Origin of the sequence: Lentzea kristufekii, assembly GCF_033949925.1 — a bacterium.
GTDB classification, from domain to species: domain Bacteria; phylum Actinomycetota; class Actinomycetes; order Mycobacteriales; family Pseudonocardiaceae; genus Lentzea; species Lentzea kristufekii.
Window position 1 is genome coordinate 129,740 of sequence record NZ_JAXAVV010000001.1, and the last position, 24,915, is coordinate 154,654.

The 24,915-nt window shown below is 68.3% G+C and carries 29 protein-coding genes; 13 read left to right on the plus strand and 16 right to left on the minus strand.

Annotated features, from left to right (window positions below; genetic code table 11):
- Window positions 1–43 precede the first annotated feature (43 nt).
- Together SK571_RS00655 and SK571_RS00660 are read left to right on the plus strand one after the other, a co-directional pair.
- Window positions 44–553 carry a DUF402 domain-containing protein gene (locus SK571_RS00655; protein WP_319982057.1) on the plus strand — a complete coding sequence of 170 codons (510 nt, stop codon included), beginning with the start codon at window positions 44–46 and terminating at the stop codon, window positions 551–553.
- A 142-nt stretch (window positions 554–695) separates the two neighbouring features.
- Window positions 696–1,160 carry a DUF402 domain-containing protein gene (locus SK571_RS00660; RefSeq protein WP_319982058.1) on the plus strand — a complete coding sequence of 155 codons (465 nt, stop codon included), beginning with the start codon at window positions 696–698 and terminating at the stop codon, window positions 1,158–1,160.
- On the opposite strand, the gene coaE is transcribed toward SK571_RS00660, so the two are convergent.
- The 4 genes from coaE to rpsA all read right to left on the minus strand — a co-directional run bounded on the left by coaE (window position 1,136) and on the right by rpsA (window position 5,630).
- The gene (coaE, locus tag SK571_RS00665) at window positions 1,136–2,284 is read right to left on the minus strand and encodes a dephospho-CoA kinase (protein WP_319982059.1); all 1,149 of its coding nucleotides are present in this window, start codon (window positions 2,282–2,284) and stop codon (window positions 1,136–1,138) included. The genes SK571_RS00660 and coaE overlap by 25 nt on opposite strands.
- Window positions 2,285–2,306: 22 nt before the next feature.
- Window positions 2,307–2,924 carry a hypothetical protein gene (locus SK571_RS00670; RefSeq protein ID WP_319982060.1) on the minus strand — a complete coding sequence of 206 codons (618 nt, stop codon included), beginning with the start codon at window positions 2,922–2,924 and terminating at the stop codon, window positions 2,307–2,309.
- Between the two features lie 119 nt (window positions 2,925–3,043).
- On the minus strand, window positions 3,044–3,952 hold the full coding sequence (locus tag SK571_RS00675) for a hypothetical protein (RefSeq protein ID WP_319982061.1): 909 nt from the start codon (window positions 3,950–3,952) through the stop codon (window positions 3,044–3,046).
- Window positions 3,953–4,139: 187 nt separating this feature from the next.
- Window positions 4,140–5,630 carry a 30S ribosomal protein S1 gene (rpsA, locus tag SK571_RS00680; RefSeq protein WP_053737214.1) on the minus strand — a complete coding sequence of 497 codons (1,491 nt, stop codon included), beginning with the start codon at window positions 5,628–5,630 and terminating at the stop codon, window positions 4,140–4,142.
- A gap of 179 nt (window positions 5,631–5,809) precedes the next feature.
- Here rpsA and SK571_RS00685 point away from each other — a divergent pair, with 179 nt between their 5' ends.
- The 5 genes from SK571_RS00685 to SK571_RS00705 all read left to right on the plus strand — a co-directional run bounded on the left by SK571_RS00685 (window position 5,810) and on the right by SK571_RS00705 (window position 10,768).
- Window positions 5,810–6,643, plus strand: a complete 834-nt coding sequence (locus tag SK571_RS00685) for a class I SAM-dependent methyltransferase (protein ID WP_319982062.1) — start codon at window positions 5,810–5,812, stop codon at window positions 6,641–6,643.
- A gap of 11 nt (window positions 6,644–6,654) precedes the next feature.
- Window positions 6,655–7,575 carry a GNAT family N-acetyltransferase gene (locus SK571_RS00690; protein WP_319982063.1) on the plus strand — a complete coding sequence of 307 codons (921 nt, stop codon included), beginning with the start codon at window positions 6,655–6,657 and terminating at the stop codon, window positions 7,573–7,575.
- Between the two features lie 78 nt (window positions 7,576–7,653).
- Window positions 7,654–8,283 (plus strand): hypothetical protein, encoded by a 630-nt coding sequence (locus tag SK571_RS00695; RefSeq protein ID WP_319982064.1) that lies wholly within the window; start codon window positions 7,654–7,656, stop codon window positions 8,281–8,283.
- Window positions 8,280–10,196, plus strand: coding sequence for a YhgE/Pip domain-containing protein (locus tag SK571_RS00700; RefSeq protein ID WP_319982065.1), 1,917 nt, complete (start codon window positions 8,280–8,282; stop codon window positions 10,194–10,196). The genes SK571_RS00695 and SK571_RS00700 overlap by 4 nt, the downstream gene beginning before the upstream one ends.
- Window positions 10,193–10,768, plus strand: a complete 576-nt coding sequence (locus SK571_RS00705; RefSeq protein ID WP_319982066.1) for a TetR/AcrR family transcriptional regulator — start codon at window positions 10,193–10,195, stop codon at window positions 10,766–10,768. The genes SK571_RS00700 and SK571_RS00705 overlap by 4 nt, the downstream gene beginning before the upstream one ends.
- Here SK571_RS00705 and SK571_RS00710 read toward each other — a convergent pair.
- Window positions 10,765–11,271 carry a hypothetical protein gene (locus SK571_RS00710; RefSeq protein WP_319982067.1) on the minus strand — a complete coding sequence of 169 codons (507 nt, stop codon included), beginning with the start codon at window positions 11,269–11,271 and terminating at the stop codon, window positions 10,765–10,767. The two genes, SK571_RS00705 and SK571_RS00710, sit on opposite strands and share 4 nt — an antisense overlap.
- Before the next feature lie 118 nt (window positions 11,272–11,389).
- On the opposite strand from SK571_RS00710, the gene SK571_RS00715 reads away from it, so the two are divergent.
- Window positions 11,390–11,851: a hypothetical protein gene (locus SK571_RS00715; protein ID WP_319982068.1), complete on the plus strand. Its 462-nt coding sequence runs from the start codon at window positions 11,390–11,392 to the stop codon at window positions 11,849–11,851.
- 3 nt (window positions 11,852–11,854) lie between these two features.
- Here the strand turns inward: SK571_RS00715 and SK571_RS00720 are convergent, their stop codons facing one another.
- The 6 genes from SK571_RS00720 to SK571_RS00745 all read right to left on the minus strand — a co-directional run bounded on the left by SK571_RS00720 (window position 11,855) and on the right by SK571_RS00745 (window position 16,469).
- Window positions 11,855–12,367, minus strand: a complete 513-nt coding sequence (locus SK571_RS00720; protein ID WP_319982069.1) for a Rossmann-fold NAD(P)-binding domain-containing protein — start codon at window positions 12,365–12,367, stop codon at window positions 11,855–11,857.
- Window positions 12,364–12,936: a P-loop NTPase family protein gene (locus tag SK571_RS00725; RefSeq protein WP_319982070.1), complete on the minus strand. Its 573-nt coding sequence runs from the start codon at window positions 12,934–12,936 to the stop codon at window positions 12,364–12,366. Before SK571_RS00725 ends, SK571_RS00720 begins: the two co-directional genes overlap by 4 nt.
- Window positions 12,937–13,043: 107 nt before the next feature.
- Entirely contained in the window at window positions 13,044–13,247 is a 204-nt protein-coding gene (locus SK571_RS00730) for a cold-shock protein (protein ID WP_030476842.1), read from the minus strand.
- 170 nt (window positions 13,248–13,417) lie between these two features.
- Window positions 13,418–13,933 (minus strand): hypothetical protein, encoded by a 516-nt coding sequence (locus tag SK571_RS00735; RefSeq protein ID WP_319982071.1) that lies wholly within the window; start codon window positions 13,931–13,933, stop codon window positions 13,418–13,420.
- Between the two features lie 37 nt (window positions 13,934–13,970).
- A complete protein-coding gene (locus SK571_RS00740; RefSeq protein ID WP_319982072.1) occupies window positions 13,971–15,020 on the minus strand; it encodes a Gfo/Idh/MocA family protein in 1,050 nt (349 codons plus the stop codon).
- Window positions 15,021–15,203: 183 nt separating this feature from the next.
- Window positions 15,204–16,469 (minus strand): Gfo/Idh/MocA family protein, encoded by a 1,266-nt coding sequence (locus SK571_RS00745; protein WP_319982073.1) that lies wholly within the window; start codon window positions 16,467–16,469, stop codon window positions 15,204–15,206.
- A gap of 69 nt (window positions 16,470–16,538) precedes the next feature.
- On the opposite strand from SK571_RS00745, the gene SK571_RS00750 reads away from it, so the two are divergent.
- Both SK571_RS00750 and SK571_RS00755 read left to right on the plus strand, forming a co-directional pair.
- On the plus strand, window positions 16,539–17,444 hold the full coding sequence (locus SK571_RS00750; protein WP_319982074.1) for a nucleoside hydrolase: 906 nt from the start codon (window positions 16,539–16,541) through the stop codon (window positions 17,442–17,444).
- A gap of 54 nt (window positions 17,445–17,498) precedes the next feature.
- Window positions 17,499–17,996, plus strand: a complete 498-nt coding sequence (locus SK571_RS00755; protein WP_319982075.1) for a hypothetical protein — start codon at window positions 17,499–17,501, stop codon at window positions 17,994–17,996.
- A gap of 63 nt (window positions 17,997–18,059) precedes the next feature.
- On the opposite strand, the gene SK571_RS00760 is transcribed toward SK571_RS00755, so the two are convergent.
- The 3 genes from SK571_RS00760 to SK571_RS00770 form a co-directional block, all read right to left on the minus strand.
- A complete protein-coding gene (locus SK571_RS00760) occupies window positions 18,060–19,532 on the minus strand; it encodes a hypothetical protein (protein WP_319982076.1) in 1,473 nt (490 codons plus the stop codon).
- Between the two features lie 138 nt (window positions 19,533–19,670).
- Entirely contained in the window at window positions 19,671–20,135 is a 465-nt protein-coding gene (locus SK571_RS00765; RefSeq protein WP_319982077.1) for an NlpC/P60 family protein, read from the minus strand.
- A gap of 24 nt (window positions 20,136–20,159) precedes the next feature.
- Window positions 20,160–20,672, minus strand: coding sequence for a GNAT family N-acetyltransferase (locus tag SK571_RS00770; RefSeq protein WP_319982078.1), 513 nt, complete (start codon window positions 20,670–20,672; stop codon window positions 20,160–20,162).
- A gap of 77 nt (window positions 20,673–20,749) precedes the next feature.
- On the opposite strand from SK571_RS00770, the gene SK571_RS00775 reads away from it, so the two are divergent.
- Both SK571_RS00775 and SK571_RS00780 read left to right on the plus strand, forming a co-directional pair.
- Window positions 20,750–21,193 (plus strand): winged helix-turn-helix transcriptional regulator, encoded by a 444-nt coding sequence (locus tag SK571_RS00775; RefSeq protein WP_319982079.1) that lies wholly within the window; start codon window positions 20,750–20,752, stop codon window positions 21,191–21,193.
- Window positions 21,194–21,321: 128 nt separating this feature from the next.
- Window positions 21,322–22,740, plus strand: a complete 1,419-nt coding sequence (locus SK571_RS00780; RefSeq protein WP_319982080.1) for an alkaline phosphatase family protein — start codon at window positions 21,322–21,324, stop codon at window positions 22,738–22,740.
- On the opposite strand, the gene SK571_RS00785 is transcribed toward SK571_RS00780, so the two are convergent.
- Window positions 22,741–23,652 carry an Lrp/AsnC family transcriptional regulator gene (locus SK571_RS00785; RefSeq protein ID WP_319982081.1) on the minus strand — a complete coding sequence of 304 codons (912 nt, stop codon included), beginning with the start codon at window positions 23,650–23,652 and terminating at the stop codon, window positions 22,741–22,743.
- A gap of 84 nt (window positions 23,653–23,736) precedes the next feature.
- Here SK571_RS00785 and SK571_RS00790 point away from each other — a divergent pair, with 84 nt between their 5' ends.
- Window positions 23,737–24,345: a class I SAM-dependent DNA methyltransferase gene (locus tag SK571_RS00790; protein ID WP_319982082.1), complete on the plus strand. Its 609-nt coding sequence runs from the start codon at window positions 23,737–23,739 to the stop codon at window positions 24,343–24,345.
- On the opposite strand, the gene SK571_RS00795 is transcribed toward SK571_RS00790, so the two are convergent.
- Window positions 24,302–24,904, minus strand: a complete 603-nt coding sequence (locus SK571_RS00795; protein WP_319982083.1) for a TetR/AcrR family transcriptional regulator — start codon at window positions 24,902–24,904, stop codon at window positions 24,302–24,304. The two genes, SK571_RS00790 and SK571_RS00795, sit on opposite strands and share 44 nt — an antisense overlap.
- Window positions 24,905–24,915: the final 11 nt, after the last annotated feature.

The window sequence follows — 24,915 nt, forward strand, 5'->3', positions numbered from 1 at the left end:
ATCCTAAGTGGCCGCGGCGCCCGACGATGGCAGTATCGCGGACGTGGCACACATCCATCCGCCGAAGATCGAGTACTTCGACCTGGACGCCAAGAGCAACACCGATCCCAAGGGGCAGCTGAGGAGGGTCGACGAGTTCCGGCTCACACCGACCGGCCTCTACATGTTCCGGCCGCTCGCGGGGCATCCGAAGATCAGCCACTTCGAGAGCTGGTTCCTGCCGAAGCTCAACATCCGCGTGACGCGCCAGTCCTGGCACCCCGGTCACCAGCTCGACTTCGACTTCTACGTCGACGTCGTGGAGATCAACGCGATCGGCAGCGTCTGGAAAACGACCGACCTGTACCTCGACCTGATAGTCCGAACGGGCCGCAGCGTGACTGTTCTGGACACGGACGAGTTGATCTCCGCGGTCCAGCACAACCTGCTCTCCGCGGAACGCGCGCAATGGGCATTGGAAACCACCTACTCGGCGGTGTCCGGTATTTCAGCGCACGGTCACGATGTGGTCAGGTGGCTCACCTATTCGGGTTGTCCCACGACCTGGCGTTGATACACAGAGCGTGTTCGTCACCTGACCGTGACGTAACAAATCGACCCGGCGTGTAACTGGGAGCACATATTTGACTACCCTCGGCGGCGTGGGAGCGGTCACTACACCTCAGTTGGTCGATGTCGTCGACACCATTTCGGGCGTGCGCTCGTATTCGTCGGGCGGCTCGCGGACTCTCAGTTCGTGCTATCCCGAACGGTGGGGTCTGCGAATCGAGCATCCCACTCCGGAGGACCCGTTCTCGGACTCCGAGGTCACCTGGCTGATGCCCGAACTGGGCCTGCGCCTGACCACCTACCGCCCGCGTTCGCGGCACGCGCGCACCAGCCCGAGCGTGCTGTCCGCTGTGCGGGTCGAACGCGACCACCGCCACTGGCAGACCACCGACCTGCTGCTGGGCCTGGCCGTCCCCGGCGGCACCACGGCCCGCATCGTGCGCAGCGAGGACTTCGCCGCCGCAGTCGCGGGCCGCGTGCTGCGACCGGGCGACGCCGACCAGGCGCTGCGCACGGTCCACCGCACCCTCGAAGAGCTCAGCAACGTCAACCACAACCTGACGTCGTGGTTGACGTGGCACGGCATCTACGACTCCTGGCCGCCCCTGTAGGCCTCGACGCGCCCCACGGCCGCCTCCATCCACGGTTCCTTGGCCTCACCGTAGGCGAACCCGTTGCCGTCGGCCGCGAACCGTTGTGACAGCTCGAGCTTGAGATTCGCGTACTCCTCGCGCGCCGCGGTGTCGTGCCGCAACCAGTCCCGGAAGTCGACCGCCCACCGCCAGTTCGGAGCACCTTCGACGCGCAGGTGCAGGTTCACGCGCCGCCCGGGGTCAGCCCCGGCGTGCAGCCGCTTGCTCCAGTCACCCTCGCCACGCGGGGTGTCCACGTACGGCCCGACGTACGGAAAACCGGCCTGAGCCAGCGTTTCCCGCAGCTCGTCGGCGGTCTCCATGTCCTCGACGGCGAGCTGGAAGTCGAGCACGTCCTTGGCCGCGAGCCCCGGCACCGCCGTGGACCCGATGTGCTCGACGCGCCGGCCACCGGCCGCCACGCTGATCCGGCGCGCGATCCGCCGGGCCTGCGCGGGCCACCGCTCGTCGTAGGGCACGACGATCGGCGACCCGGACGCGTACGAGCCAGTGCGCACGTTCTTCTCGAAGCCCACCAGCCGATCCCACAACGCCGTGACGTCCGGAACCTCGCCGCTGTTGTCCAGCCACACGTCCGCAACGGCCCGGCGCTGCTCGTCGGTGGCCTGCGCGGCGATCCGGTTCTCGGCGTCCCGCCGGTCCATCCCGCGGCTCGTGACCAGCCGCTCCAGCCGCGTGGCCGAGTCAGCGAAGACAACGATCACCAGGTGGTAGACGGCCGCCATGTCCCGCTCCACCAGCAACGGGATGTCGTGCACCACGATGGCGTCCTCGGCGGCCTCGGACATCCGCTGCCCGGTGAGCGCGCCGATGCGCGGATGCGTGATCCCGTTGAGCGTCTGCCGAGCCTCCTCGGTGGCGAACGCCTTGGCCGCCAGCGCCGCCCGGTCGAGCGTGCCGTCCGCATTCAGCACGTCCTCACCGAACGCCTTGACGACCTCGGCAAGCCCGTCGGTGCCCGGCTCGAGCACCTCCCGCGCAAGCTTGTCCGCGTCGATGACGACGGCACCGTTCTCCGCCAGCAGCCGCGCGACCGTCGACTTGCCGGACCCGATTCCCCCGGTCAACCCCACCCTGAGCATGCGGGCCAGGTTAGCCGCACAGTCACACCGGCGGCGTCATCGACTGCACGGCCAGCACCGGCAGGATCGCGATGAGCTTCTCCTTCGGGATGAAGTTGTGACGGTTGCGCACCACGAACGTCGACTTCCCGAGCGACCCGATCAGCAACTGCTCGTCCTTGCCCTCGACCAACGTCCCCTTCTGCTTGCCGACGTCGACCTCGGTGATCTTCGCCCCCTCGGCCCGCTCCGCCTCGATGCTCTCGTTGACGCGAGTGCGAGCAGTCAGGTCGTCGGTGTAGGTGGACAGCCCGATGACGATCTTGGCGTCCGGCAGGTTCTTCTTCTCGGGAATCCCGTAGTAGCAATCGATCTTCCCGGTCCGCCCGATCCCCGGCTCCTTGATGCCGACGATGATCCGCGGCTCCCCGGGAAGCTCCTGCCCGAGCGTCGCGTTCATGACGTCGACGGGCACCACGAGCTCACAGTCGTCGGGCAAAGCCCGGTCCACCATCAACGGCACCCGCGAGGGAGTCGTGGACGGCGTGATCCTCGGAATCTGAGGTGGCGGCGCCTGAGTCTGCGGCGCGGGGGTCGAGCAGGCGGCGCAGACCGCCAGCACACCCACGCCCAGTGCCACGAAGAATTTGTTCCCACGCATAGGTTTGCCAACCTACACAACGAGGTTGAGCCTCCACCACAGAGTGAACGGCTGTCCGTGTCTGGGCTGCGGTCAAGCCGTCTGCAAGTACCACCAACTCATGATCAAATCGCCTGTAACTACGACCAACTCCGCTGGCGCTCAAGCTCACGTCGCACAGCAGCCACGTACCCGACCGGATCGTGCACGACGTCCCACCACGTGAATCGAAGCAACGACCAGCCGAGATGCAGCAAACGGTTCTGGCGTTGCCGGTCGCGGTACAGCGCCCGCGGCGCGTTGTGCACCGCGGCGCCGTCGAACTCGATGCCCAATCGGCGCTCTGGATAGGCCGCATCGAGTCGAGCCACGAGGTCGCCGCCATCGAAGACCTCATGCTGAGCGATCGGCAACATGACACCGGCATCTTTCAGCGCGAGTCTGCCGGCAGTCTCCAAAATGGACTCGGCTCGTCCGTCCGCCTCCGCCGCACGCAGCTTGATCACGCCGTCGCCTCTTCCGCCAGGGCGAGTGATCAACGACGCCGTGATCTGAGCTTCAGAAACGATCTCACGACGTACAGCGTCGTCGATCGCCCACACGCCGTCCAGTCGCGGAACCTCGGCAACCATGTCCAGCAACGAACGCACTGCCGTGGTGATGGGCACTCCGTCACGAACCTCGACGTCACCGCGCGCGAGGGCACGTCCGTGGCAGACCAGCTCACGTCTCCGGATACGCCGCATGTCGCGGGCGACCGTTATGTGCTCAGGCTGCAGCCCACCAGGTACGACCATGCCGTGCACACGTGCAGCGGTCTGATGACTGGCAACGGCATCCGTCACTCCTGAACTCAACACGGCAGCTCTCGCCAGGGCCAGCGGGGCTGGTTCCAACCCGCGTCGTACGTACACACAACGCTGTACACGGCGGATTCGCCCAGTCCGCAGAGCCTTCATGATCTGGTCGGGATCGACTCCTCGGCCCAGCGCACGATCGCGCAGGATCAAGCCGTCGTACTCGATGACTTCATCAATCCACTCGTCCATGCACTCAGAGTGAGCCAATGTAGCCAGCTGACACGGTCACACGTTTTCAAGCTGTGGATAACTCGACCAGTTGGTAGCAGAAAACTGCTGCTTGATCTTGAGTTGGTAGTACTTGCAGGTACCTGTACGACGACGAAGGCCCCCACACCCAAAGGGTGCGGGGGCCTTCGAAGGTCTAGCTAGCGACTCACATGCCGCCCGACAGCTTCTCGCGGAGCGCCGCGAGCTGCTCGTCGGAGGCGAGCGTGCCACCGGACTGAGCCGGCGCACCCACGGACGTGGAAGGAGCGTCGCCACCGGAGGTGTAGTTGCCCGCACCCTCGGCCGAAGCCTCTTCCTCGGCCTCGGCGGCCTTGCGGATCTGCTTCATGTGGGCCTCGTAACGAGTGTGCGCCTCGGCGTACTGGCGCTCCCACTCCTCACGCTGCTTGTCGAAGCCGTCCTGCCACTCCTGGGTCTCCGGGTCGAAGCCCTCGGGGTAGATGTAGTTGCCCTGGTCGTCGTACTCGGCGGCCATGCCGTACTGGGTCGGGTCGAACTCGGTGTCGACCGTGAAGCCCTCGTTGGCCTGCTTGAGCGACAGCGAGATGCGGCGACGGTCGAGGTCGATGTCGATGACCTTGACCATGACGTCGTCGCCGACCTGGACGACCTGCTCCGGGATCTCCACGTGGCGCTCGGCCAGCTCGGAGATGTGGACCAGGCCCTCGATGCCCTCGTCCACGCGGACGAACGCACCGAACGGAACCAGCTTCGTGACCTTGCCCGGCACGATCTGACCGATCGCGTGGGTGCGGGCGAACTGACGCCACGGGTCTTCCTGCGTCGCCTTGAGCGACAGCGACACGCGCTCGCGCTCCATGTCGACGTCGAGGACCTCGACGGTGACTTCCTGGCCGACCTCGACAACCTCGGACGGGTGGTCGATGTGCTTCCAGGACAGCTCCGAGACGTGGACGAGACCGTCGACGCCACCCAGGTCCACGAAGGCACCGAAGTTGACGATCGAGGACACGACGCCCTTGCGGACCTGGCCCTTCTGCAGCTGGTTGAGGAACTCGCTGCGGACCTCGGACTGGGTCTGCTCAAGCCACGCGCGGCGGGACAGGACCACGTTGTTGCGGTTCTTGTCCAGCTCGATGATCTTCGCCTCGAGCTCACGGCCGACGTACGGCTGGAGGTCGCGGACGCGACGCATCTCGACGAGCGAGGCGGGGAGGAAGCCGCGGAGGCCGATGTCGAGGATGAGACCACCCTTGACGACCTCGATGACCGTGCCCTTGACGGGCTCGTCCTTCTCCTTGAGGGCCTCGATGGTGCCCCACGCGCGCTCGTACTGGGCGCGCTTCTTGGAGAGGATCAGACGGCCTTCCTTGTCCTCCTTCTGGAGAACAAGCGCCTCGACCTCGTCACCGACCTTGACGACCTCGTTGGGGTCGACGTCGTGCTTGATCGACAGTTCACGCGAGGGGATGACGCCCTCGGTCTTGTAGCCGATGTCGAGCAGGACCTCGTCCCGGTCGACCTTGACGATCGTGCCCTCAACGATGTCGCCATCGTTGAAGTACTTGATCGTCTTGTCGATAGCTGCGAGGAAGTCCTCCTCCGTCCCGATGTCGTTGATCGCGACCTGCTTGGGAGCAGCGGCAACGGGGGCGGTGGTGGTGTCGGTGGACATTAGGTAGGTGGCTCCGGTACGGATTGGCATTGATTGGCTGGTAGTGGTGCGCGCGCAGCGTCGCAGCGACCTGGAATCCGGCGGGTCTGGATCATGGGCAGCACTAACCCACTACGCACGCGATATCGTACGCGGCCGCGAGACGCGCAAGCAAACCAGCCCCCACGTGAAGGAGCAGTGTGTCCAACCAGCACGCGAGCGCGGAGCAAGCGCTCGGCACCACAGGCATCGTCAAGCGCGGGGCGGACGCCGCCGAGTCGCGCGTGGCGAACCGGATCTGGTGGGACGCGGACGCCGACGACTACCACGAGACGCACGGCGAGTTCCTCGGTGCGGCGGACTTCGTGTGGTGCCCGGAGGGCCTGCGCGAGTCCGACGCCGGGTTCCTGGGTGAAGTCGCTGGTCAGCGCATCCTGGAGGTGGGTTGCGGCAGTGCGATGTGCGCCCGCTGGCTCAAGGACAACAAGGCCGACGTCACCGCCTTCGACATCTCCGCGGGCATGCTCCGCCACGCCCGCAGGAACAACGCCGAGACCGGCATCGACGTGCCGCTCGTCCAGGCCAGCGCCGACCAGCTGCCGTTCCGCGACGACTCCTTCGACGCCGCCTGCAGCGCGTTCGGCGCCGTGCCGTTCGTGGCGGACGTGCAGGAGGTCTTCAGCGAGGTCGCCCGCGTGCTCAGGCCCGGCGCGCCCTGGGTGTTCGCGGTCAACCACCCGATGAGGTGGATCTTCCCCGACGACCCCGGCCCGCTCGGTCTCACCGTCACGCAGTCGTACTTCGACCGCACGCCCTATGTAGAGGTGGACGAGGAGGGCAAGGCGACCTACGTCGAGCACCACCGCACGCTCGGCGACTACGTCCGTGCGCTCACGAACACCGGTTTCGTGCTCGAAGACCTGGTCGAGCCCGAGTGGCCGAAGGGCCACACCCGCAACTGGGGCCAGTGGAGCCCGCTGCGCGGCAAGCTCTTCCCCGGCACCGCGATCTTCCGGACCCGCCTGACGTCGTAATCTCACGTGCCATGACCTCGGCACGCGGACTAGTGGCGGCCCAGTCAGCCCGTTTCGCCTCACTGGACCCGTTGCTCCCGCCCGCCACCGAACCGCCCACGGACGGCCACGTCGTCACGGCGGCGTTGGCGGACGGCACGCGCGTGGCCGGGGTCATCAGCCACCAGAGCTTCGAGCCGCACACGACCACGCGGCTGTGGTCGGCCGCCGAGGTGTGGGAGATGCTGCCGCTCGTCGGCGAGTCCCAGGGCATGGACGCGCTGCTCACCCGGTTCCGCCGGTACCTCGACACGCAGGAAGTGCACGACGACACGGCGTGCGTCGTGCACTGGCCGAGCCGCGACACCAAGGCCGCACGGGCGTTCCTCGACCACGGGCTCGTCCCGCTGTCCGTGCTCGCCGTGCGCCTGCGGACTCCGGCACAGCACATCTCCCGCACGCTCACGATGCGCCGTGCGACCCCGCACGACCTGGAGACCGTGCTGGAGCTGTCGCTCGCCGAACTGGAGTACTCCTCCTACGTCGGCTCGACGATCGTGCGCCCGAACGCCGCCCACGTGAAACGCCATGCGCTGATCGAGCGCCTCAAGAACGCGAGCCCCATCTGGCTCGCCGAACGCGACGGCATCGCGGTCGCGCTCGCCGAGTGCGCGATCGTGCCGTCCGAGCCCGGTACGCCCGCGGCGGCGAGGCTCCCCCGCGGCCGCTGGGGCTATGTGAACTGCGTCTCGGTCCTGCCGGGTGCCCGCGGCGCCGGCATCGGCCAGCAGCTCCTCGCCTACGCCCACCAGGAACTTCACCGGATGGGCACGGTCGGCACGTACCTCTACTACAACCCGCCGAACCCGCTGAGCAGCGTCTTCTGGCCTCGTCAGGGCTACCGGCCGCTGTGGACCGTCTGGGAAGTACGCCCCGCCGCAGCCCTTAGGTGACCAATGTCCGAGTTGCAGGGCGCCGACGTCTGCGGGAGAATTTGTACTGACCGGTCAGTTTAAACGGAAGGTAAAGCCGTGGAGATCCACGCAAGTCGTGCAGGCGTCAACGGGGGCCATGGTCCCCTGCTCCGGCCGACTTCGCTGACCGTGAAGCCCGGCGAGCTGACCCTGGTCGCGGGCGAGCCCGGCACCGGTCACACGGCGTTCGGCCTGCTGCTCTCCGGCCGCATGAAGCCCTCGACGGGCACCGTGTCCCCGGACGCGAAGACGTTGCGCAAGCGCGTCGTCCTGATCGACGCCCCCGAGGTGAACGAACCGGAGGAGGCGCTGAGCCTGTCCGCCGTCGTCGGCGAGGAGCTCGCGATGAACGGCATGCCGTCCGGCAAGAAGGCGGTGCACGACTGGTTGGTGGAGCACGCCGCCGATGAGCACGCGGACAAGCGCTTCGAGCACGTGCCGGCGCGGACGCGGTGCGCGGTGCTGCTCGAACTGGCCGCGTCACGCCCCGGCGTGACGGCGCTCGTCCTCGACTGCCCCGACCGCTACCACCCCGACCCGCGCGAGTGGCTCGCACTGGCCAACGACCACGTGACCCCCGAACGGTCCGTCGTCGTCCTGTGCTCGAACTCCTCCGCCCACATCCTCGACATCCCGCACGCGCGCCTTGGTGAGGACAACGACACCAAGATGGAGATCACCGCATGAGCGCCCTTCGCATGGCCTTCAACGAGCTTCGCCGGGTCACGTCCGGCAAGCTCCCCAAGCTCGCCGTCCTGGCTCTGGCGCTCGTGCCCCTGCTGTACGCGTCGCTCTACCTGTACGCCAACAAGGACCCGTACGCGAACCTCAACCACGTCCCCGCCGCGCTGGTCGTGAAGGACAAGGGCGCCAAGGAACTCAACGCCGGCAAGGACGTCGCGGACGAGCTGCTCACCGGCAAGAAGTTCAACTGGAAGGTCGTCGACGACGCCGACGAGGGTGTGCGCAAGGGCGAGTACATCTTCGCGCTCACGTTGCCGGAGGACTTCTCCGAGGCACTCACGTCCGCGGAGCAGAACAAGCCGCGCCAGGGCGTGCTGACCTTGACGACCAACGACGCCAACAACTACCTGGGCAGCACGATCGCGAACCAGGTCGTCAGCGAGGTGCGCCGGGCCGTCACGGCGAAGGTCTCCACCGAAGCCGCCGACAAGCTGCTGCTCGGCTTCTCCACGATCCGCCAGGAGACCACCAAGGCCGTCGACGGTGCCACGCAGCTCGCGGACGGCAGCACGACGCTGCGCGACAAGCTCGGCGAGCTCGACAGCGGTGTCCAGCAGCTCTCCACGGGTGCGGTGACGGCGGCCGGCGGCGCCGCGCAGCTCCGCGACGGCACGCACGAGCTCCGCTCGCAGACCGCACAACTGCCCGACGGTGCCAAGAAGATCGCCGACGGCGCGCGCCAGGTCGCCACCGGCAACGAGACCGCCGCGACGCAGGCCGAGGAGTACGCGAAGAAGGCGCAGGCACTCGTCGGCGTGCTCGACCAGGCCAACGGCGACATCGCGAACCGCTTGCGCGCCTTGGGTTTCACCGAGGAACAGGTGCAGCGCGTGCTGACCACGATCGGTCAGGTGCGCCAGCCGGTCGACGACGCCAACGGCAAGGTCCAGGGCGCCGCGGGTGATCTCCGCAAGCTCGCGACCGGCGCGGACCAGGTGGCCGACGGCGCCGAGCAGCTCTCGTCCAAGATGCCAGGGCTGGTCGCCGGCGTCGTCAGGCTCGACGACGGCGCGACGAAGCTCGCCGACGGCAACGCCCAGCTCCGCGACGGCCTGCAGAAGGCGGCCACCGGCACGCCGCAGCTCAAGGACGGCGCCGCGAAGCTCGCCGACGGATCGGCGCAGCTGCGTGACGGCCTGACCGGTGGCGTGAACAAGATCCCGAACCAGGACGACCCGACGCGGGCGGCCATCGCGCAGGCGATCGGCGACCCGGTGGCGGTGCGCGGCCTGTCCCAGACGAAGGCCGCCACGTACGGCGCCGGCCTGGCCCCGTTCTTCCTGGGCCTGGCGACGTGGATCGGCGCGTTCGTGCTGTTCCTGCTGCTGCGCCCACTCTCACGCCGTGCGCTCGCGGCCGGTCAGTCAGCGCTGAGGGTCGCGGTGGGCGGTTGGCTGCCGGGTGCGTTGCTCGGCATCGTGCAGGTGCTCGTGATGTTCACGGTCGTGCGGTTCGTGGTGGACATCGAGCCGTCGAACCCCATCGGCACGTTCGGGTTCCTCGCGCTGATGTCGCTGACGTTCGTGGCGATCCTGCACGCGCTGAACGCGGCGTTCGGCGCCGTCGGCAAGTTCCTCGGCCTGATCCTGCTGATCCTCCAGCTGGTCAGCGCGGGTGGCACGTTCCCGTGGCAGACGATCCCGGTGCCGCTGTACCCGCTGCACTACGGCCTGCCGATGGGGTACGCGGTCGACGGCCTGCGGCACCTGATGTACGGCGGTGACCTGGGCAGCGTCGGAAAGGACGCGCTGATCCTTCTCGCCTGGCTGGTCGGAGCCCTAGCCTTGACGTCCGTGGCGGCCTACAAGCAGCGCGTGTGGACAGCGTCCAAGCTGAAGCCGGAGCTCGTGCTGTGAGCGCGCGGACGACGGCGACGAAGCAGAAGCTCTTCGACGCGGCGTTGAAGCTGGTCGGCGAACGGGGCGCGGCCTCGGTGACGGTCGACGAGATAGCCGCGGAGGCGGGCGTCGCCAAGGGCACGATCTACTACAACTTCGCCTCGAAGGACGCCCTGGTCGAAGCGCTGCTGCACCACGGGGTGGAGATCCTCGCGGGCCGGCTGCGGTCCGCGGAGGGGTCCGAGGACTCGCTGGAGGCGCTGGTCGACGAGATGCTCGGCTTCTGGGCCGAGTATCCGGCGTTCGGCCAGCTCCTCGTCTCGGAGCTGTGGCGCACGCCAGGCCAATGGCACGGCACTCTCTCCTTGCTGCGCGACGACATCGTCTCGATCGTGCGCGGTCAGATGAAGCGCCTGGCCGACGCGGGCCGCCTGCCCGCAGGGGTCGAGGTCGGCACCGCGTCGGCGGCGTTGTTCGGCACGTTGCTCGTGATCGCCCTGGACTGGCAGGTGTTCCAGCCGGAGCGGTCACGGGCGGAGGTGCGTGACTCCGTCATGCTGCTGGTGCGCGGGATGCGCTCGGCGCGTTAGAGCTGGGCGATCCGCTCCGGCCGTTGCAGCGCGGAGACCTGGGCGATCACCACGACGGCCAGCGCGGCGGCCACGACGGTGAGCACCGCGGACAGCACCGTCGCCGCCCGGTAGGCGGGCCCTTCGTCGACGAGCCCCTCGGCCGCGTTCGCGAGCATCATCGCGAGGAACGCGTACTGCCAGGGCTTGATCCACGGGCTGGGCACCCGTTCCTCGAACGGCCTGTCGTGCTGCGCCACGTCGGACGCCCGCCACACGTCCGCCATCTGCCTGGCGTCGCGCAGCCCGATGGCCGTGGCGTTGACCGAGGCGTGCCGGACCCAGATCACGAACGCGACCGCGGCCGGCAGCACCAGCAGCGACGCGATCGCGTCCCACCTCACCTCGCCCGTGCTCAGGTCGACCGCCGTGCCGAGCACGCTCGCCACGGCGACCAGCACGATCAGGCCCTGAGTCACGTGCCCGGTGATCCGGACGTCCTTCAGATCGATGTGAGCGCTCATTGACTTCCCCCAGAAAGACGCGTCCCCCGACGTCGGCGCTGACCGTACAGCTCCGATGCACGATCGAGCGACGCGTTTGACCGAGCAGGGCCACAAGCCCGCCGGTACGAACGAAGACATGCCGAAACTGCTGAACATCGCCATCGCCCTGCTCGCGACCATCGCCCTCACGGCCTCCCCGGCGCTGGCCGAGGCCGAGCCGGTGAAGGCCACCGCCGACTTCCAGGAAGCGCTGTTCACCCCTGTCGCCGGTGTCCTCGATTTCGAGGAGACAGCCGACGGCATCAAGGTCGCCGGCGAGTTCAAGAAGGGCTTCGCCTCCGACCTGCCGTCGGACTACCAGCTGGTGGTCCTCGACGGCGCGGAGGTGGTGCTGGACTTCAGCAAGGACTTCCACGAGGTGGCCGAGATCGAGGCGGCGGAGGTCAGCGCGTTCGAGTTCGTCACGGTGACCAAGCAGAAGATCGCGGACATCCGCAACGAGGACGTGGTCGTCCGCCAGCTCGTGAACGTGGCTGTCGGCGTGAAGGTGCAGGCGGAGATCGGCCGGGCCAAGATCGTGAAGACCGAGGTCCGGTAAGCGTCAGAGGGCGTCCTCGTGGTGCAGCGAGGGCGCCCGTCCCTCCAGCCCTCGTTCGACGGCCTGCAGCACCGCACGGTTCGTGCGCAGTGTGGCGTCGTGAGCGAAGTGACCGAGCAACACCTGCTGTGTCGGGTGCGAGAGCACTGGGTCCGGCACTGGCGCGGACGTGTGCACCTCCACCACAGGCGCTCCCTCTGCGAGAAGGTGCCGCACGGCGTTGAGGACGCTTACGCGATAACTGTCGTGCACCCACGCCACCAGCAGGTTCACCAGGTGGCCGTCGAGCTCGTACTCGACCTCTTCCGCGAGCTTGGAGGGCTCCGCCCAGTCGGCCCTCACCCACGTCGGCCGGTGCCCGCGCGAGATCGACGCCCGCGCCGCCCGTCCGGGACCGTCGTCGGCCATCAGCGGCTGTGTGCGCGAAGGCAGTACCACCCGCCATCCGCGTGCCACGAGTTGGCCCGCGCAGCCGGCCAGCATGCCTGTGCCTCCGAGCACCAGCGCCGTTCTCACCGAGCACGCTCCTCCCCGACCGAGGCGAGCGGTCCCGAGAGCCACCGCTCGACCTGCCCCTGCCCGCGCAGCCGCACGACCACCACGTCGTCGACCAGGGCGAGCACCCTGGCCCGGTTGCGCCGGAAGCTCTTCCAGCCCCATCGCAGGATGTGCCCGGGGTCGGTGAACGCCGACCACAGCGACGACTCCCGATTACCGTTCCACAACTCCACGCCTGTCGCGCGACGTCTGATCGTGCGACTCACCAGCCGTCCCATCACGACCGGGAACCGGTGGTCGAGCCACACCACCGTGTCCGCCCTCGCGAGCAACGCGGGCCGCGCCGCCTTGTACTGGTACTCGGTGACCCAGTGGTCCTCCTGCGCGAACGCGGCGACCTCCGCGAAGAACTCCGGCCGCGGCGTCCACTGTGGACCCCAGTAGAGGCTGTCCAGCTCGACCCGGCGCAGTTCGTGCTGCTCGGCGATGCGCCGGCACAGCGTCGACTTGCCGGATCCGGCGTTGCCGGCGACGAGGATGCGCCGGGGCACGTGCGGCAGCGGATCAGCTGGTCCGAGCAACGGCATCGGGTCAGGCTAGCGAAAACCCGATGATCACAACACGTGCGCGGAACGGCCCCGGAAAAGCCCGAAGGGCCCCCGGAACTCCGGAGGCCCTTCGGGGTGAAACAACGTCAGAGAGCGGTGACGTTCGTCGCCTGCGGGCCCTTCTGGCCCTGCGTGATGTCGAACGAGACCTTCTGGTTCTCCTCGAGGCTGCGGTAGCCGCCGCCGTTGAGGGCCGAGTAGTGGACGAAGACGTCAGCGCCGCCGTCCTCGGGGGCGATGAAGCCGAAGCCCTTTTCAGCGTTGAACCACTTGACGGTGCCGTTTGCCATGTACTGCTTCTCCTTGATTACTGAAGAGCGAGCCGCACTGTGCAGCCGCTCCGTGGTTGGTCATGAGCCTTGCCCCAACCGTGAAGAAGGAGAAGCACTCGCAACTGAAGTTTGGCGAGCGTGAAAGACACGAACACGAAACTGCAACCAACGAAGAACTATACCCCAACTCAGCCGCGTCTGCGCTGAGGTACCGCGAACCGTTGCTGCATGAGCGAGATGCGCAGGACGAGGAAGCACGCGAGCCCGCCCGCGCCGATCGCGCACAACGTCGACAGTGTGGAGAACACCACGTAGAAGGGGGTGTCGAGCAGCAGCGACTCGAACACGTCACCCAGCACCATGGCGAGGAACGCGTACTGCCAGGGCTTGATCAACGGGCTCGCCACGCGCTGGGCGAACGGCACCTCGCGCTGCGCCGGGTCGCTCGCCTTCCACACCTGCGAGACCGTCCGCACGCCGTGCAGCGCGATCGCCTCGGCGTTGTGGGTCACACCGCGGAACCACACGACGGACGCCACGCCCGCGGGCACCACCAGCATGATGGCGAGGAAGCTCCACGACGACGAGCCGCCCTGCCAGTCGTTGATCGTGCCCCAGATCGACTCGGCGACGACCAGCGCGATCAGGCCCATGGTGACGTAACCGGTGACCCGGACGTCCTTCAGGTCGATGTAGGTGTCCAACGCAACTCTCCCCGAACGCGGCGAACTGCGCGGCAGACTACCGTCCGAATCCGCAGCCCAGCTCCGTGAAGGTCGCGATCTTCTCGGCGGCCCGCACGACGATCTCGTCGATGCCGTCGAGCACCACCCGTTCCCCGACGCGGCGGGCGGGCAGCAGCGGCACGTCGGCCTTGCCGCACTGCTCGGCGATCGACGTGAACGCCCGCGCGGCGGCCAGTGGGGCGACCAGGGGCTCGCCGGTCTGCCGGTGCCGGATGAGGTTCTCCAGCAGATCGGCCGACCGTGCCACGGCCATGCGGTGGTCGTTGACCGTCAGCCTGTCGTCGTCGTACCACCAGACTGCTTGCCCGAGGGTTCCGTGCACCAGGACGACCGGTGGCAACGATGTCGTCGCACAGAGCGTGGTGGCGACCACGACCGGCGGCGCACCATCAGCCGTGACACGCACACAGGCCGTGTCGTCCGCACTGATCGTGTCGCGGCACCGGTACAGCTCCAGTTCGACGGCGATGTCGGCTCGTTCCTCGACATCGGCGAGCAGCAGTGCGTTCTGCAGCGCGTGCGCGAACGGGTTGACGAGCGTCCCGTCCTCACCCTGCCGTCCCGCCCACTCGGAGCGCTCGTAGTAGGAGTCGGAGCGCACCCAGCGCCCGGCGGCGCCGATGCCCGTGATGTCGCCGAGCGCGCCGGAGCCGATCAACGAGCAGAGCCGCCGGTACGAGCCCGTGCCCTGCGTCTGGAAACCGACCTGGCACACCAGGCCGCGGTCCAGCGCCATCGCGGAGATCTCGTCGAAGTCGGTCACCGACAGCACGGCCGGCTTCTCGACGAGCACGTCGCAGCCCAGCTCGAACGCCGTCAGCACGAGATCGCGGTGCGTCGAGGGCGGCGAGGAGACCACGACGACCTCGGGGTGGAGCTCGGCCGCCAGCGACGGCAGGTCGGGGTAGGACGGCACCGGCACGTCCGCGACGTCCGCGACGTCGACCACCCCGACGAACGTGGCGAGCCCGTCGTGGCCGAGCCGGACCAGGTTCTCCACGTGCCGCGCCCCATGTCCCCGAGCACCGACCAGCGCAACACGCATCGCTCTCACCCTTCTCGGGCGGACTCCGCCACCAACGCGGCCACCAGCATCAGCCGAGGTGCCGGTAATTTCAATGCGCCGCGCCAACCAAGACTCGTTTGCGACAGCATCCCGGCACCAAGCGGCGCCAAAGCGTCAACACAGCCACCCGAACGGGCAATGGCGCCGGGAGCACGATGACCGCTATCGGAGGTCGATGACGTCGGCGACGTGGACCGCCTGCCCCGTCTCGAAGCTGCGGTTCGCGGCGAACCCGGTCAGCAGGGAGAGCACGCCGTCGTGGTGCGTCGCCTTGCGTCCGAGCGGATCCTCTTGCCCAGGGGGTCCGTACAGCGCGTCCACCATGCGCTGGTCGGCGCCACCGTGCCCGTCCCGGTCGTACTCCAGCGGGATGTCCTCGCGTTCGGCGAACAGCCGTTGCACCGACAGCTTCGCCCATCCCTGTTCCGGGTTGGCGCTGACGCCGTGCACCGACGGGTCCTGACCCGAGACCCAGGAGTTCTCGACGACCTCCAGTTCGAGACGGCCCTTGCTGCCGTTGACCATCAGCCGGTAGCCCTCCCACGGCGAGTAGGCCGTGAGGTGGTAGGTCAGGTTCGCACCGCTGGCGTAGCGGACGAGCACCGACATGTCGTCCTCAATGGACACACCGGGCTCGAACGGGCTTTGGTCGCGGCGATAGCCGTCCTCGTGCCGTGCGTCGACGTAGAGCTTCTTGAGCCAGGCGTTCTTCTCCAGCTCGATGTCGAACCTGTCGTCGTGCGCGTAATTGTGGCGCTCGCCGTTCTCGTTGCCGTAGAAGAACAACCGGCCTTGTGCGTACACGGTTTCGGGAACCGAGCCGACCCACCAGTTGAGCAGGTCGAAGTGATGGGTCGCCTTGTGGACCATGAGACCGCCGGAGTTGGCCTTGTCCCGGTGCCAGCGGCGGAAGTAGTCGGCGCCGTGCCGGGTGTCCAGCAACCATTCGAAGTGGACGGACCCGATCTCGCCGACAGCACCGTCCGCGAGCAGCGCGCGCACCTTCTCGTGGATCGGGTTGTAGCGGTAGTTGAAGGTGACCGTGACGCTGCCTTCGTTGCGGTGCACCGCGTCCAGGATCTTGCCGGCCGACGGGACGTCCGTCGTCATCGGCTTCTCCGTCACGACGTCACGACCGGCGTCCAACGCCTCGACGATGTACGTGTCGTGAAAACGGTCGACGGTGGTCACCACCACCACGTCGACCCGCTGCTCGTCGAGCATCTTCAGGAAGTCTTCGGCGTCGTACGTGGGGACCGGCTCGACCCCCAGTTCCGCGAGGCGGTCGTTGTGGACGTTCATCCTGGTCCGGTTCACGTCGGCGAACGCCACGAGTTCGCAGGTGCCGGCGTGCTCGACCGCGATGGCGTGGACGTGCCGCTCCGCCCGCGAGCCCGTGCCGACCACCGCGTACCGCCTGCGCGCCATCCCCGGCCTCCTCTGCAAACGTTCTCCCCACGCTAGCCGCACCGGCCCTGACGTCGTCAAGATGAGGTCATGCCGACTCCTGTGGTGCTCGACTGCGACCCCGGCCACGACGACGCGATCGCGATCCTGCTCGCGGCCGGCTCACCCGAGATCGACCTGCGCGCGATCACCACCGTGGCCGCGAACCAGACGCTGGACAAGGTCACCGCGAACGCCCAGCGGATCTGCTCCGCCGCCGGCATCTCCGTGCCGATCGCGCGCGGGTGCACCCAACCGTTGGTGCGGCCGCTGCACGTGGCGGAGGACATCCACGGAGAGTCCGGAATGGACGGTCCGGCGTTCGGCCCGGTGACCGTCGGCGTGGTCGAGGAGCACGCGATCGACGTGATGCACGCCCACATGCCGGCGACGCTGGTGGCCACCGGCGCGTTGACGAACGTGGCGATGTACCTGCGGCGGTACGGGCCTGCCGCGGTGCGCGAGATCGTGCTCATGGGCGGGTCGACCGAGCGCGGCAACACCACGCCGTACGCGGAGTTCAACATCTACGTCGACCCGGAGGCGGCCGCGATCGTCTTCGGCAGCGGCGTGCCGATCACGATGATCGGCTTGAACGTGACGCACCAGGCGTTGGTGACGCCGGAAATCGTGACTCAGTTGAACGCCCTCGGGCCGCTCGGGCGGACCTGCGGGGAGCTGATGACGTTCTTCGCGGCGACCTACCGCGACGTGTTCGGGTTCGCGGCACCGCCGCTGCACGACCCGGTGGCGGTGGCGCGGGTGATCGATCCGACGGTGGTGACCTGCGTCGAGGCGTTCGTGGGGATCGAGACCACGGGGACGTTCACCCGCGGTGCGACGGTCGTGGACCTGCACGGCAGGCTCGGCCGGGAGCCGAACGCGCGGGTGGCCGTCGGGCTGGACGTGGACCGGTTCTTCGGCCTGGTCGTCGATGCCGTGTCCCAGCTCACGTAACAACGTTGACGGTCCGGCGATGATAGGCCCAGGGGGACTTCCTTGGGGGAAATCATGACCAATCCTGTTTTCGATCCGCAGCAGTCTGCGGACACCACCGTGCAGCAGCAGGACAGTGCGCCTGCCGGGCCGGAGTTCGAGGTGTACACGCCTCCCGCGTTCGCGCCGCCGCTGCAGCAGCAGCCCGTCGCGCCGGCACCCGTGCCGCCGAAGCCGAAGAAGACCGGCATCGTCGTGTTGTCGTTGTTCGTCGTGCTGCTCTTCGGCGCGGGCGCCGCGTTCGGCGTGCTCTTCTTCCAGGAGAAGGACCGCTCCGCCGGCCTGTCGAAGCAGGTCGAGGGCAAGGACCGCGAGATCGAGGACCTCACCAAGAAGGCCAAGAACAGCGCGGAGGACACCGACCGGGCGGTGGCCGCGCAGAAGAAGGCCGAGGCCGACGCGGTGAGCTCGCAGAAGTGCAAGGACGCGGCGAAGGAGATCAAGTCGGCGCTCGTCGCCAACGACGACACGAAGGGCGAGGCGGCGATCAAGAGCCTGCTCGTCGAGTGCTGATCTGAGTTGAGACGAAACGGGGCGGCGACTCATCCGAGTCGCCGCCCCGTTCGTTCGTTCAGATCAGGACACGGACTTGTCGCTGAGCTGGGCCCACTGGCTCCAGCCCGCCTTCTCCTTGTAGAAGCGGCGGATCAGCTTGCCGTCGTCGGTGCGGGCGAAGACCTCGACGGTCTTCGTCCGCGCGTGGTACATCGCGGTCGGCGTCCCGGAGACCTTGGTGGTGCCGAGCTTGGCCCACGGGGTCCAGCCGCTGTCGGTCGCGCGGGAGTGCTCGACGATGCCGCCCTCACCGAGCTGCACGACGTCGATGGACCCGGTCGTGGAGTTGAAGACCGCCGACGGCGCGCCGGTGCCCTTGCCGCCCATCGACTTCCAGACGCCCGCCGCGTACTGCTCGACACTGCCGGACTCGGTGCGCACGAAGACCTGGTCGACGGCGACGCTGGGGTCGCTGACGATCTTCTTGTCGCCCTGGTCCGCCCAGGCGCTGCCATCCCACTTCACGAGCTTGCCGTCGGCGGAACGCGCGTAGACGTCCTTATCGGCGACGGCCGGGTTGCCCTCGATCTTGCGGTCGCCGACCGGCGCCCACTTGTCGGTGAAGCGGAGCAGGAGGCCGTCCGCGCCGCGGGCGAGGACCTCGACGGCCTTGGTCTTGTCGTTCCAGAACAGCGTCGGCTCACCCGCGACGGCCGTGTCGCCGAGCGCGAGCCACTTGCCGTCGACGCGGCGGTAGATCTTGTCGTCCGTGCCGCGCGCGAACACCTCGACGATCTTCGTCTGCGGGTTCATCAGCGCGACCGGGTCGCCGGCGAAGAGCTCGGGACCGAGCTGCTGCCAGCCGTTCCAGCGGCTCGTCTTGTGGAAGTTCGTGACGATCGTGCCGTCGGTGGCGCGCGCGAAGATCTCGAGCTGCTGCTGGGCGGTGTTCGAGATCTGCGGGCCGGCGCTGGCGACGACCTTGTCCGTCACCGGCGTCTCGCCTGCTGTGCTGCCACCGCTACCGGCTTCGAGGATGTTGTTGTAGCGCAGGGGCACGTACCTGCGAGCCGTGCTGGCGCTCCACACGCGCTGCACGGGCCTGCTGCCGTCCGGCCCTGCCTGCTCGCGCACGATGGGCCGCGTCTTGGCCGCGTCCGCCCAGCCGATGAACAGCGCGACGTGGTTCTCGCGGTCGTTGAGCGCGTCGCCGGGACGGAGGTCCTCCCAGTCGATGCGGTGCGCGACCTGCTCGAGGATGTGCGTGGTGTAGGAGATGCGCAGGCCCCAGGCCATCGAGACGAAGCCGGAGCAGTCGGTGCGGTAGGCGCCGTACTTGTTGCCGAAGCAGTCGCTCTGGCTGTAGGGCACACGGGCGCTGATCCACGTCCGGGAGCGGGCCAGGACCTCGCTGCGCGTGATCTTGGAGTTGGCCTCGTACGTTCCGCAGACCACCCCGCCCTCGGCAGCGGCGACCGCGACGTCGGGCATGGCCAGCGTCGAACCGAACGTGATGGCCGCCGCGGCGACCGCCAACATCCCCCACGATCTCATGCCGGTCACCGTAGCAAGACGATGTGAAGTTTTGGTCCGGTCGAACGTCCTGTCTTCCGGCCGTTCATGGCTTGTCGGTGCCGTTTGACGGTCAACGGTGAACGAGTGGTGGCCGAACGTGACCCGTGTGGACGATCGTCACGTTTCGTCGTGCACGCTCAGATACCGACGCGGCACGTAGAGCTCTGCCGCGGTCTCGTAGGGATAGGCGAGAACGCGCAGACGCGTGCTGTACCCACCGGCCTGCTCGTAGGCCCAGTACCGTCCCGGCTCCGCCCACGCCGCGAAGATCACCACGTGCCGGGTCAGGTTCGTGCCGTCCGCGCGGATGACGACGTCGCCCGCCCGCAGTTCGTGCGCGGGGATCAGGCCGCTCACCAAGGCGAGGCCCGGGGTGTCGTACCCGCCGTGCCGGTCCTCCGGTCTGCCGGGCAGCCCCCACGCCATCGACACGAAGCCCGAGCAGTCGGCGCGGTAGATGCCGTGCTCGTTCTGGTGGAATCTCTTCTGGCTGTACGGGACCGAGTCACGCAGCCACGAGCACGCGCGCTCCACGATCTCGGAACGACGGATCAGACGGCCGGCGACACGTGCGGTGGTCACGCGGCCATGGTCGGGACCGGATCTCTAAATTCCCTGCAAACTCTCTACAAGGTCGGCGTCGCTGATCTCGGCGGTGACCCAGGCGAGCGGGTAGCTCAGTTCGATCGTGTCGACCTCCCTGGTCAGCCGTACGCCGGGGAGCACCTTGCGCACCAGGGCGAGCATCGCGCGGTTGTCGGGCAGGACGTTGCCGTGCAGTTCGGCGACGCCCATCCGGGCTGCGATCGACGTCAGCTCCTCCAGCAGGAGACGGCCGACGCCGCGGCGCTGCCACAGGTCGATCACGGCGACCGCGATCTCCGCGCCGCACTCGCCGGTCTTGATGACCCTCGCGATGCCGATCGGATCGCCGCCGACCGTCGCGCACACGGCCCCGTGCCGTTCGCCGTCCACGTCGGTCAGCACCCGGCGCGCGGACGCGGTCAGCCGGGGCGTTGGCGAGTGGAACCGCAGGTAGCGGCTTCGCGCGGACAGTCCTTCGAACACCGCGTCGACAGCTTCCGGCGCGGTGTCGCGGTTGAGCTCGGTGACGCGCATGAGGATCGACCCCTCTGAGTTCGGAATCCGAACTGTAGCTGAGTTCGAAAATCGAACGCAAGGGATATCCTTGGTCCATGCCGTACTCGAGTTTCGCGAGCATGCCCTGCACGCTGAGCCGCCCCGCGGCGTTGCTGGGCGAGCGCTGGACGCTGCTGCTGCTCCGCCAGATCTTCCTGGGCACCCGCCGCTTCGAGGACTTCCAGGCGACGATGGACATCTCGCGAAGCGTCCTGACCGATCGCCTGAACGTGCTGCTGCAGGAGAACGTGCTCAAGCGCGTGCCCTATCACGAGGATGGCCGCACACGGCACGAGTACCGCCTCACGGAGAAGGGGCGCGACCTCTACCCCGTGCTGATGGCACTGCGGACGTGGGGCGAGAAGTGGATGGCTCCGGACGAAGAGGAGTCGTTCCACCTGCACCACCGCGACTGCGGCGGAGGCGTGCGGGCGAAGGTCGAGTGCACCGAGTGCGCCGCCGAACTGACCGCGCGCGACGTGCAGGTGGCCAAGCAGTGAACTTGTACTGACAACTGCCGAAGCTCAGGTGAACTCAGGACCGCAACCGTTGCTGAAGACGATTGCAGGCCGCGAGTCTGCCTGTCACGACAAGAGCTGCTCTTGCGGTACTGCTGCCCCTCCTGCTGGTGACCCCGGCCGCTGTCGCGGCACCGGCGAAGACGCCGAAGGTGCTCGTGATCGGGCTCGACGGAGCCCGCTACGACAAGCTGGTCAGCGGTGACAACCCCAACGTCAAGGCGCTGCTGAGCCGCGGCTACGGCGCCCGCAGCGCGCTGTACGGGTCGGGCATGGCCCAGACCTCCAGCGGCCCAGGTTGGTCGACGATTCTCACCGGTGTCTGGCCGGACAGGCACAAGGTCAAGGACAACTCCTTCGCCGGCAACGCCCTCACGTCGTACCCGAGCTGGCTGGAGCGCGCGAACACCGCGAACCCGGCCCTGTCGACCTACGCGGCGGTGGACTGGAAGCCGATCAGCGACCAGGTCCTGCGCGGCGGCCAGGACCGCAAGTACGTGCTCGACGGCGACGTGGCGGGCTACACCGGCTCGGACGAGAAGATCACCGTCGACGCCGAGCAGCACCTGAGGACCAACGCCGCCGACGCGTCGTTCGTCTACCTCGGCCAGATCGACATCGCGGGCCACAACAGCGGTGCCGACTCCTCCCAGTACGCCACGGCGATGCGCACCAACGACGCGCAGATCGGCCGTCTGGTCAAGGCGATCGAGTCGCGGCCGTCGTACGCGTCCGAGGACTGGCTGATCATGATCACCACCGACCACGGCCACACGCCGTCGGGAGGCCACGGCGGTGACTCGCCCGAGGAGCGGATGACGTTCGTGATCTCCACGGGCCCGGCGCGTCCCGCCGTGGCACCGAAGCTGGTCGACGTGGCGGCGTCCGCGTTGCAGCACCTCAACGTCCCGGCGTCGCTCGACGGCCACGCGCTCGGCACCGCGCCGGTCGACCCGTTCGACTCGGTGACGCTGAAGCCGCGGCAGGACGAGACCGGTGTGCCCGCCTCGGTTCTCGGCTGGACGCACCAGGGTCCGGCGGGCTGGAGCGTGACCACCGCCTCGTCGATGCCGCAGGGCGTCGCGGAGTGGCAGGGCTGGTCGTTCACCACCGACGACTTCTGGACCCGCACCGCACCCTCTCAGTCGCGTGAGGCGAACGTGCGCGCACGTGGCGTCTTCGCGGTCGCCGACCCCGACGAGTGGGACGACAAGGGTTCGCCGTCCGCGCGTGGCAAGTTCGACTCGACGCTGACCTCGCCCGCCTACGACGTGACGGGCAAGCCGAGCGTGAAGCTCGACTACTTCTCGCACTACCTTCAGGAGGGCACGCAGCGCGGCACGGTCAGCGTGTCGTTCGACGGCGGCCCGGAGCAGGTCGTCCGCACCCACGACTCGGACGGCCTCGCCCAGCAGGTCTCGCTGACCGTGACCGTCCCGTCGGGCGCCCGCACGGCGCGCGTCTCCTGGCGCCTCTTCGACGCCGGCAACAACTGGTACTGGGCCGTCGACGCCCCGCGCGTCTCCTAGTCAGGAACGTTTCACGGTGCGGAGGACCGGAGCCGTCTCCAGCTCCACCACTCCGTCGAGGACTCCGACGCACTCGGTCTGGTACCGGTAGAGATCGCCGCTGCCGCGACAGGTCACGCTGGCGACCAGGTTCGCCGGACCTGTCGTGGCGGCGGCGAAGTACACCTCGGGGTGGGTGGCCAGGGCGGCTCCGGCCGCGGCGAGGTGCCGCGGCTGGACGCGCATCCACAGCCTGGCCTGCATGGCGAAGCCGAACTGGGCCGGATCGGCGTCCAGTTGCAGCTCCAGCACCGCGGTTCGCCTGAGGTGCTCGACACGCCTGCGGGCGGTCGACTCGGAGGTGCCGGCGCGGGCGGCGAGTTCGGCGAAACCCGCGCGGCCGTCGGCTTCGAGAGTGGTGAGGAGTTGCTCGTCAAGAGGTGTGAGTTCGGTCGGTGGTTCCAACGCGAACTCCGGCCGTAGCGCCGCCTCTTCTTCTTCGGTGAGGCACGCGATGCCACGCCACGTTCCCGGCGATGCGAAGCCGCGCAGGATGTTGTGCGCGCTCACGTCGACCAGTCGCCTGGGAAGGCGGTCGAGCAGCAACTCGTCGGCGCTCTCCACCTGTTGCAGGCAGGAGATCTCGGTGCCGCCGGACATCAGGTGCACCCAGAACGTGTCGGTGCGCTTGGCGAGGGCCTGGGCCAGCACCGGTCCGGCGTCCGGGGTGCAGCGCAGTCGCAACGTCCAGGCGTGGTGGCCGAGGCGGAACCGGTTGAGCGCGCCCCGCACCCTGATGCCGCGCTCCCTGAGCCGTTGGTAGCGGCGGGCGGCGGTGTATTCGGAGACGCCGAGGACACCGGCGATCTTCGCGAACGACGCGCGCCCGTCGATCTGCAGCGCGTGGACCAGTTTCCGATCGATGGATTCCACCGAGCCGACGATAGTTGGAGCCGGATTCCGCCACATTGTGAACCACGAGCGACGGATTCTCGGCGTGCTGTCCACGCTGACCCCATGGTTGATTTCGAAGGCTTCTACCGCGGCGGGCAACTGGTCGAGGGCGTGCCGAACAACGGGGTGCCGTGGGACATCGGGGCGCCGCAACCGGTCGTCGTGGCGTGGGAGGCCGCCGGCCGGTTCCGCGGGCACGTGCTGGACGCCGGCTGCGGCACCGGCGACAACGCGCTCTTCCTTGCCTCGCAAGGGCATCAGGTCACAGGTGTCGACATCGCGCCGACCGCGATCGAGATCGCCCGCAGCCGAGGCGGAGGCGTCGAGTGGGTCGTCGGCTCCACGTTCACGGGTGAGTTCGGCACGGTGCTGGCGAGTGCGTTGTTCCACTGCCTGCCGCCGGGCGAACGTCCCGGCCTCATGGTGGCGTTGCGGGACGTGGCGGCCGATGGTGCGTTGCTGAACCTGACGTCGCTAGCGGTCGAGGGCGGGCCGTTCGCGGTCACCGAGGCGGAGCTGCGGTCGGCGCTGACCGGCGCCGGGTGGGAGATCACCCGGTTCGAGCAGGACGTGATCATCCTGACCGGCGTCGACGGCGTGCCCGAGCTGCCGGTGTGGGTCGTGGAGGCTACCGCAGCGAGTCGAGGTGCCTGCGCAGCAACGACACCGTGAGCTCCGGCGTCATCCGGTCCGGGTGCAGCACCCCGTCGACGGTGAGGCCGTTGAGCAACGACGCCAGCCGTTCGGACTCCAGGCCGAGGTCGTGCGTGGCCGCGACGGTGCCGGCCTCGGTCATCACGGTCAGCACGCGGCGGCAGAGCATCCGAAGGCCGTCGTAGAGCCGTTCGGCGTGCGGCACGAGCGACGGCCGGGTGCGCGCGGCGGTGACGAAGGCCAGCCACAGCACGGCTTCGTCGCGGCGGCGCTCGTCGAGCGGGAGCACCTCGGAGAGCACGCGTTCGGCCGGCCGGCGCGGGTCAGTGCGGTCCCGCAAGACCTGCACGTGGGCGATGACCCGCTGGTCCGTCGAGTGGATGAGGGCCTCGACGGCGAAGATGATCATGTCGTCGTGGCTGTCGAAGTAGTGGCGGATCGAACCGATCGCGAGGCCCGCCTCCTCCGCCACGTTGCGCAGCGAGGCCTGTTCGACACCGTCACGCACGACCACGCGGAACACCGCCTCGGCGACGGCTTGGCGGCGGGCGGCGGGATCCACGACTCTCGGTGACACCTCCCTTTTGT

Bases quoted from the DNA above. Each gene is read 5' to 3' on its own strand.
- coaE (WP_319982059.1), bottom strand. From the start codon at position 2,284: ATGCTCAGGGTGGGGTTGACCGGGGGAATCGGGTCCGGCAAGTCGACG.
- SK571_RS00670 (WP_319982060.1), bottom strand. From the start codon at position 2,924: ATGCGTGGGAACAAATTCTTCGTGGCACTGGGCGTGGGTGTGCTGGCG.
- SK571_RS00675 (WP_319982061.1), bottom strand. From the start codon at position 3,952: ATGGACGAGTGGATTGATGAAGTCATCGAGTACGACGGCTTGATCCTG.
- rpsA (WP_053737214.1), bottom strand. From the start codon at position 5,630: ATGTCCACCGACACCACCACCGCCCCCGTTGCCGCTGCTCCCAAGCAG.
- SK571_RS00690 (WP_319982063.1), top strand. From the start codon at position 6,655: ATGACCTCGGCACGCGGACTAGTGGCGGCCCAGTCAGCCCGTTTCGCC.
- SK571_RS00700 (WP_319982065.1), top strand. From the start codon at position 8,280: ATGAGCGCCCTTCGCATGGCCTTCAACGAGCTTCGCCGGGTCACGTCC.
- SK571_RS00710 (WP_319982067.1), bottom strand. From the start codon at position 11,271: ATGAGCGCTCACATCGATCTGAAGGACGTCCGGATCACCGGGCACGTG.
- SK571_RS00715 (WP_319982068.1), top strand. From the start codon at position 11,390: ATGCCGAAACTGCTGAACATCGCCATCGCCCTGCTCGCGACCATCGCC.
- SK571_RS00725 (WP_319982070.1), bottom strand. From the start codon at position 12,936: ATGCCGTTGCTCGGACCAGCTGATCCGCTGCCGCACGTGCCCCGGCGC.
- SK571_RS00730 (WP_030476842.1), bottom strand. From the start codon at position 13,247: ATGGCAAACGGCACCGTCAAGTGGTTCAACGCTGAAAAGGGCTTCGGC.
- SK571_RS00740 (WP_319982072.1), bottom strand. From the start codon at position 15,020: ATGCGTGTTGCGCTGGTCGGTGCTCGGGGACATGGGGCGCGGCACGTG.
- SK571_RS00745 (WP_319982073.1), bottom strand. From the start codon at position 16,469: ATGGCGCGCAGGCGGTACGCGGTGGTCGGCACGGGCTCGCGGGCGGAG.
- SK571_RS00750 (WP_319982074.1), top strand. From the start codon at position 16,539: ATGCCGACTCCTGTGGTGCTCGACTGCGACCCCGGCCACGACGACGCG.
- SK571_RS00755 (WP_319982075.1), top strand. From the start codon at position 17,499: ATGACCAATCCTGTTTTCGATCCGCAGCAGTCTGCGGACACCACCGTG.
- SK571_RS00760 (WP_319982076.1), bottom strand. From the start codon at position 19,532: ATGAGATCGTGGGGGATGTTGGCGGTCGCCGCGGCGGCCATCACGTTC.
- SK571_RS00770 (WP_319982078.1), bottom strand. From the start codon at position 20,672: ATGCGCGTCACCGAGCTCAACCGCGACACCGCGCCGGAAGCTGTCGAC.
- SK571_RS00775 (WP_319982079.1), top strand. From the start codon at position 20,750: ATGCCGTACTCGAGTTTCGCGAGCATGCCCTGCACGCTGAGCCGCCCC.
- SK571_RS00790 (WP_319982082.1), top strand. From the start codon at position 23,737: ATGGTTGATTTCGAAGGCTTCTACCGCGGCGGGCAACTGGTCGAGGGC.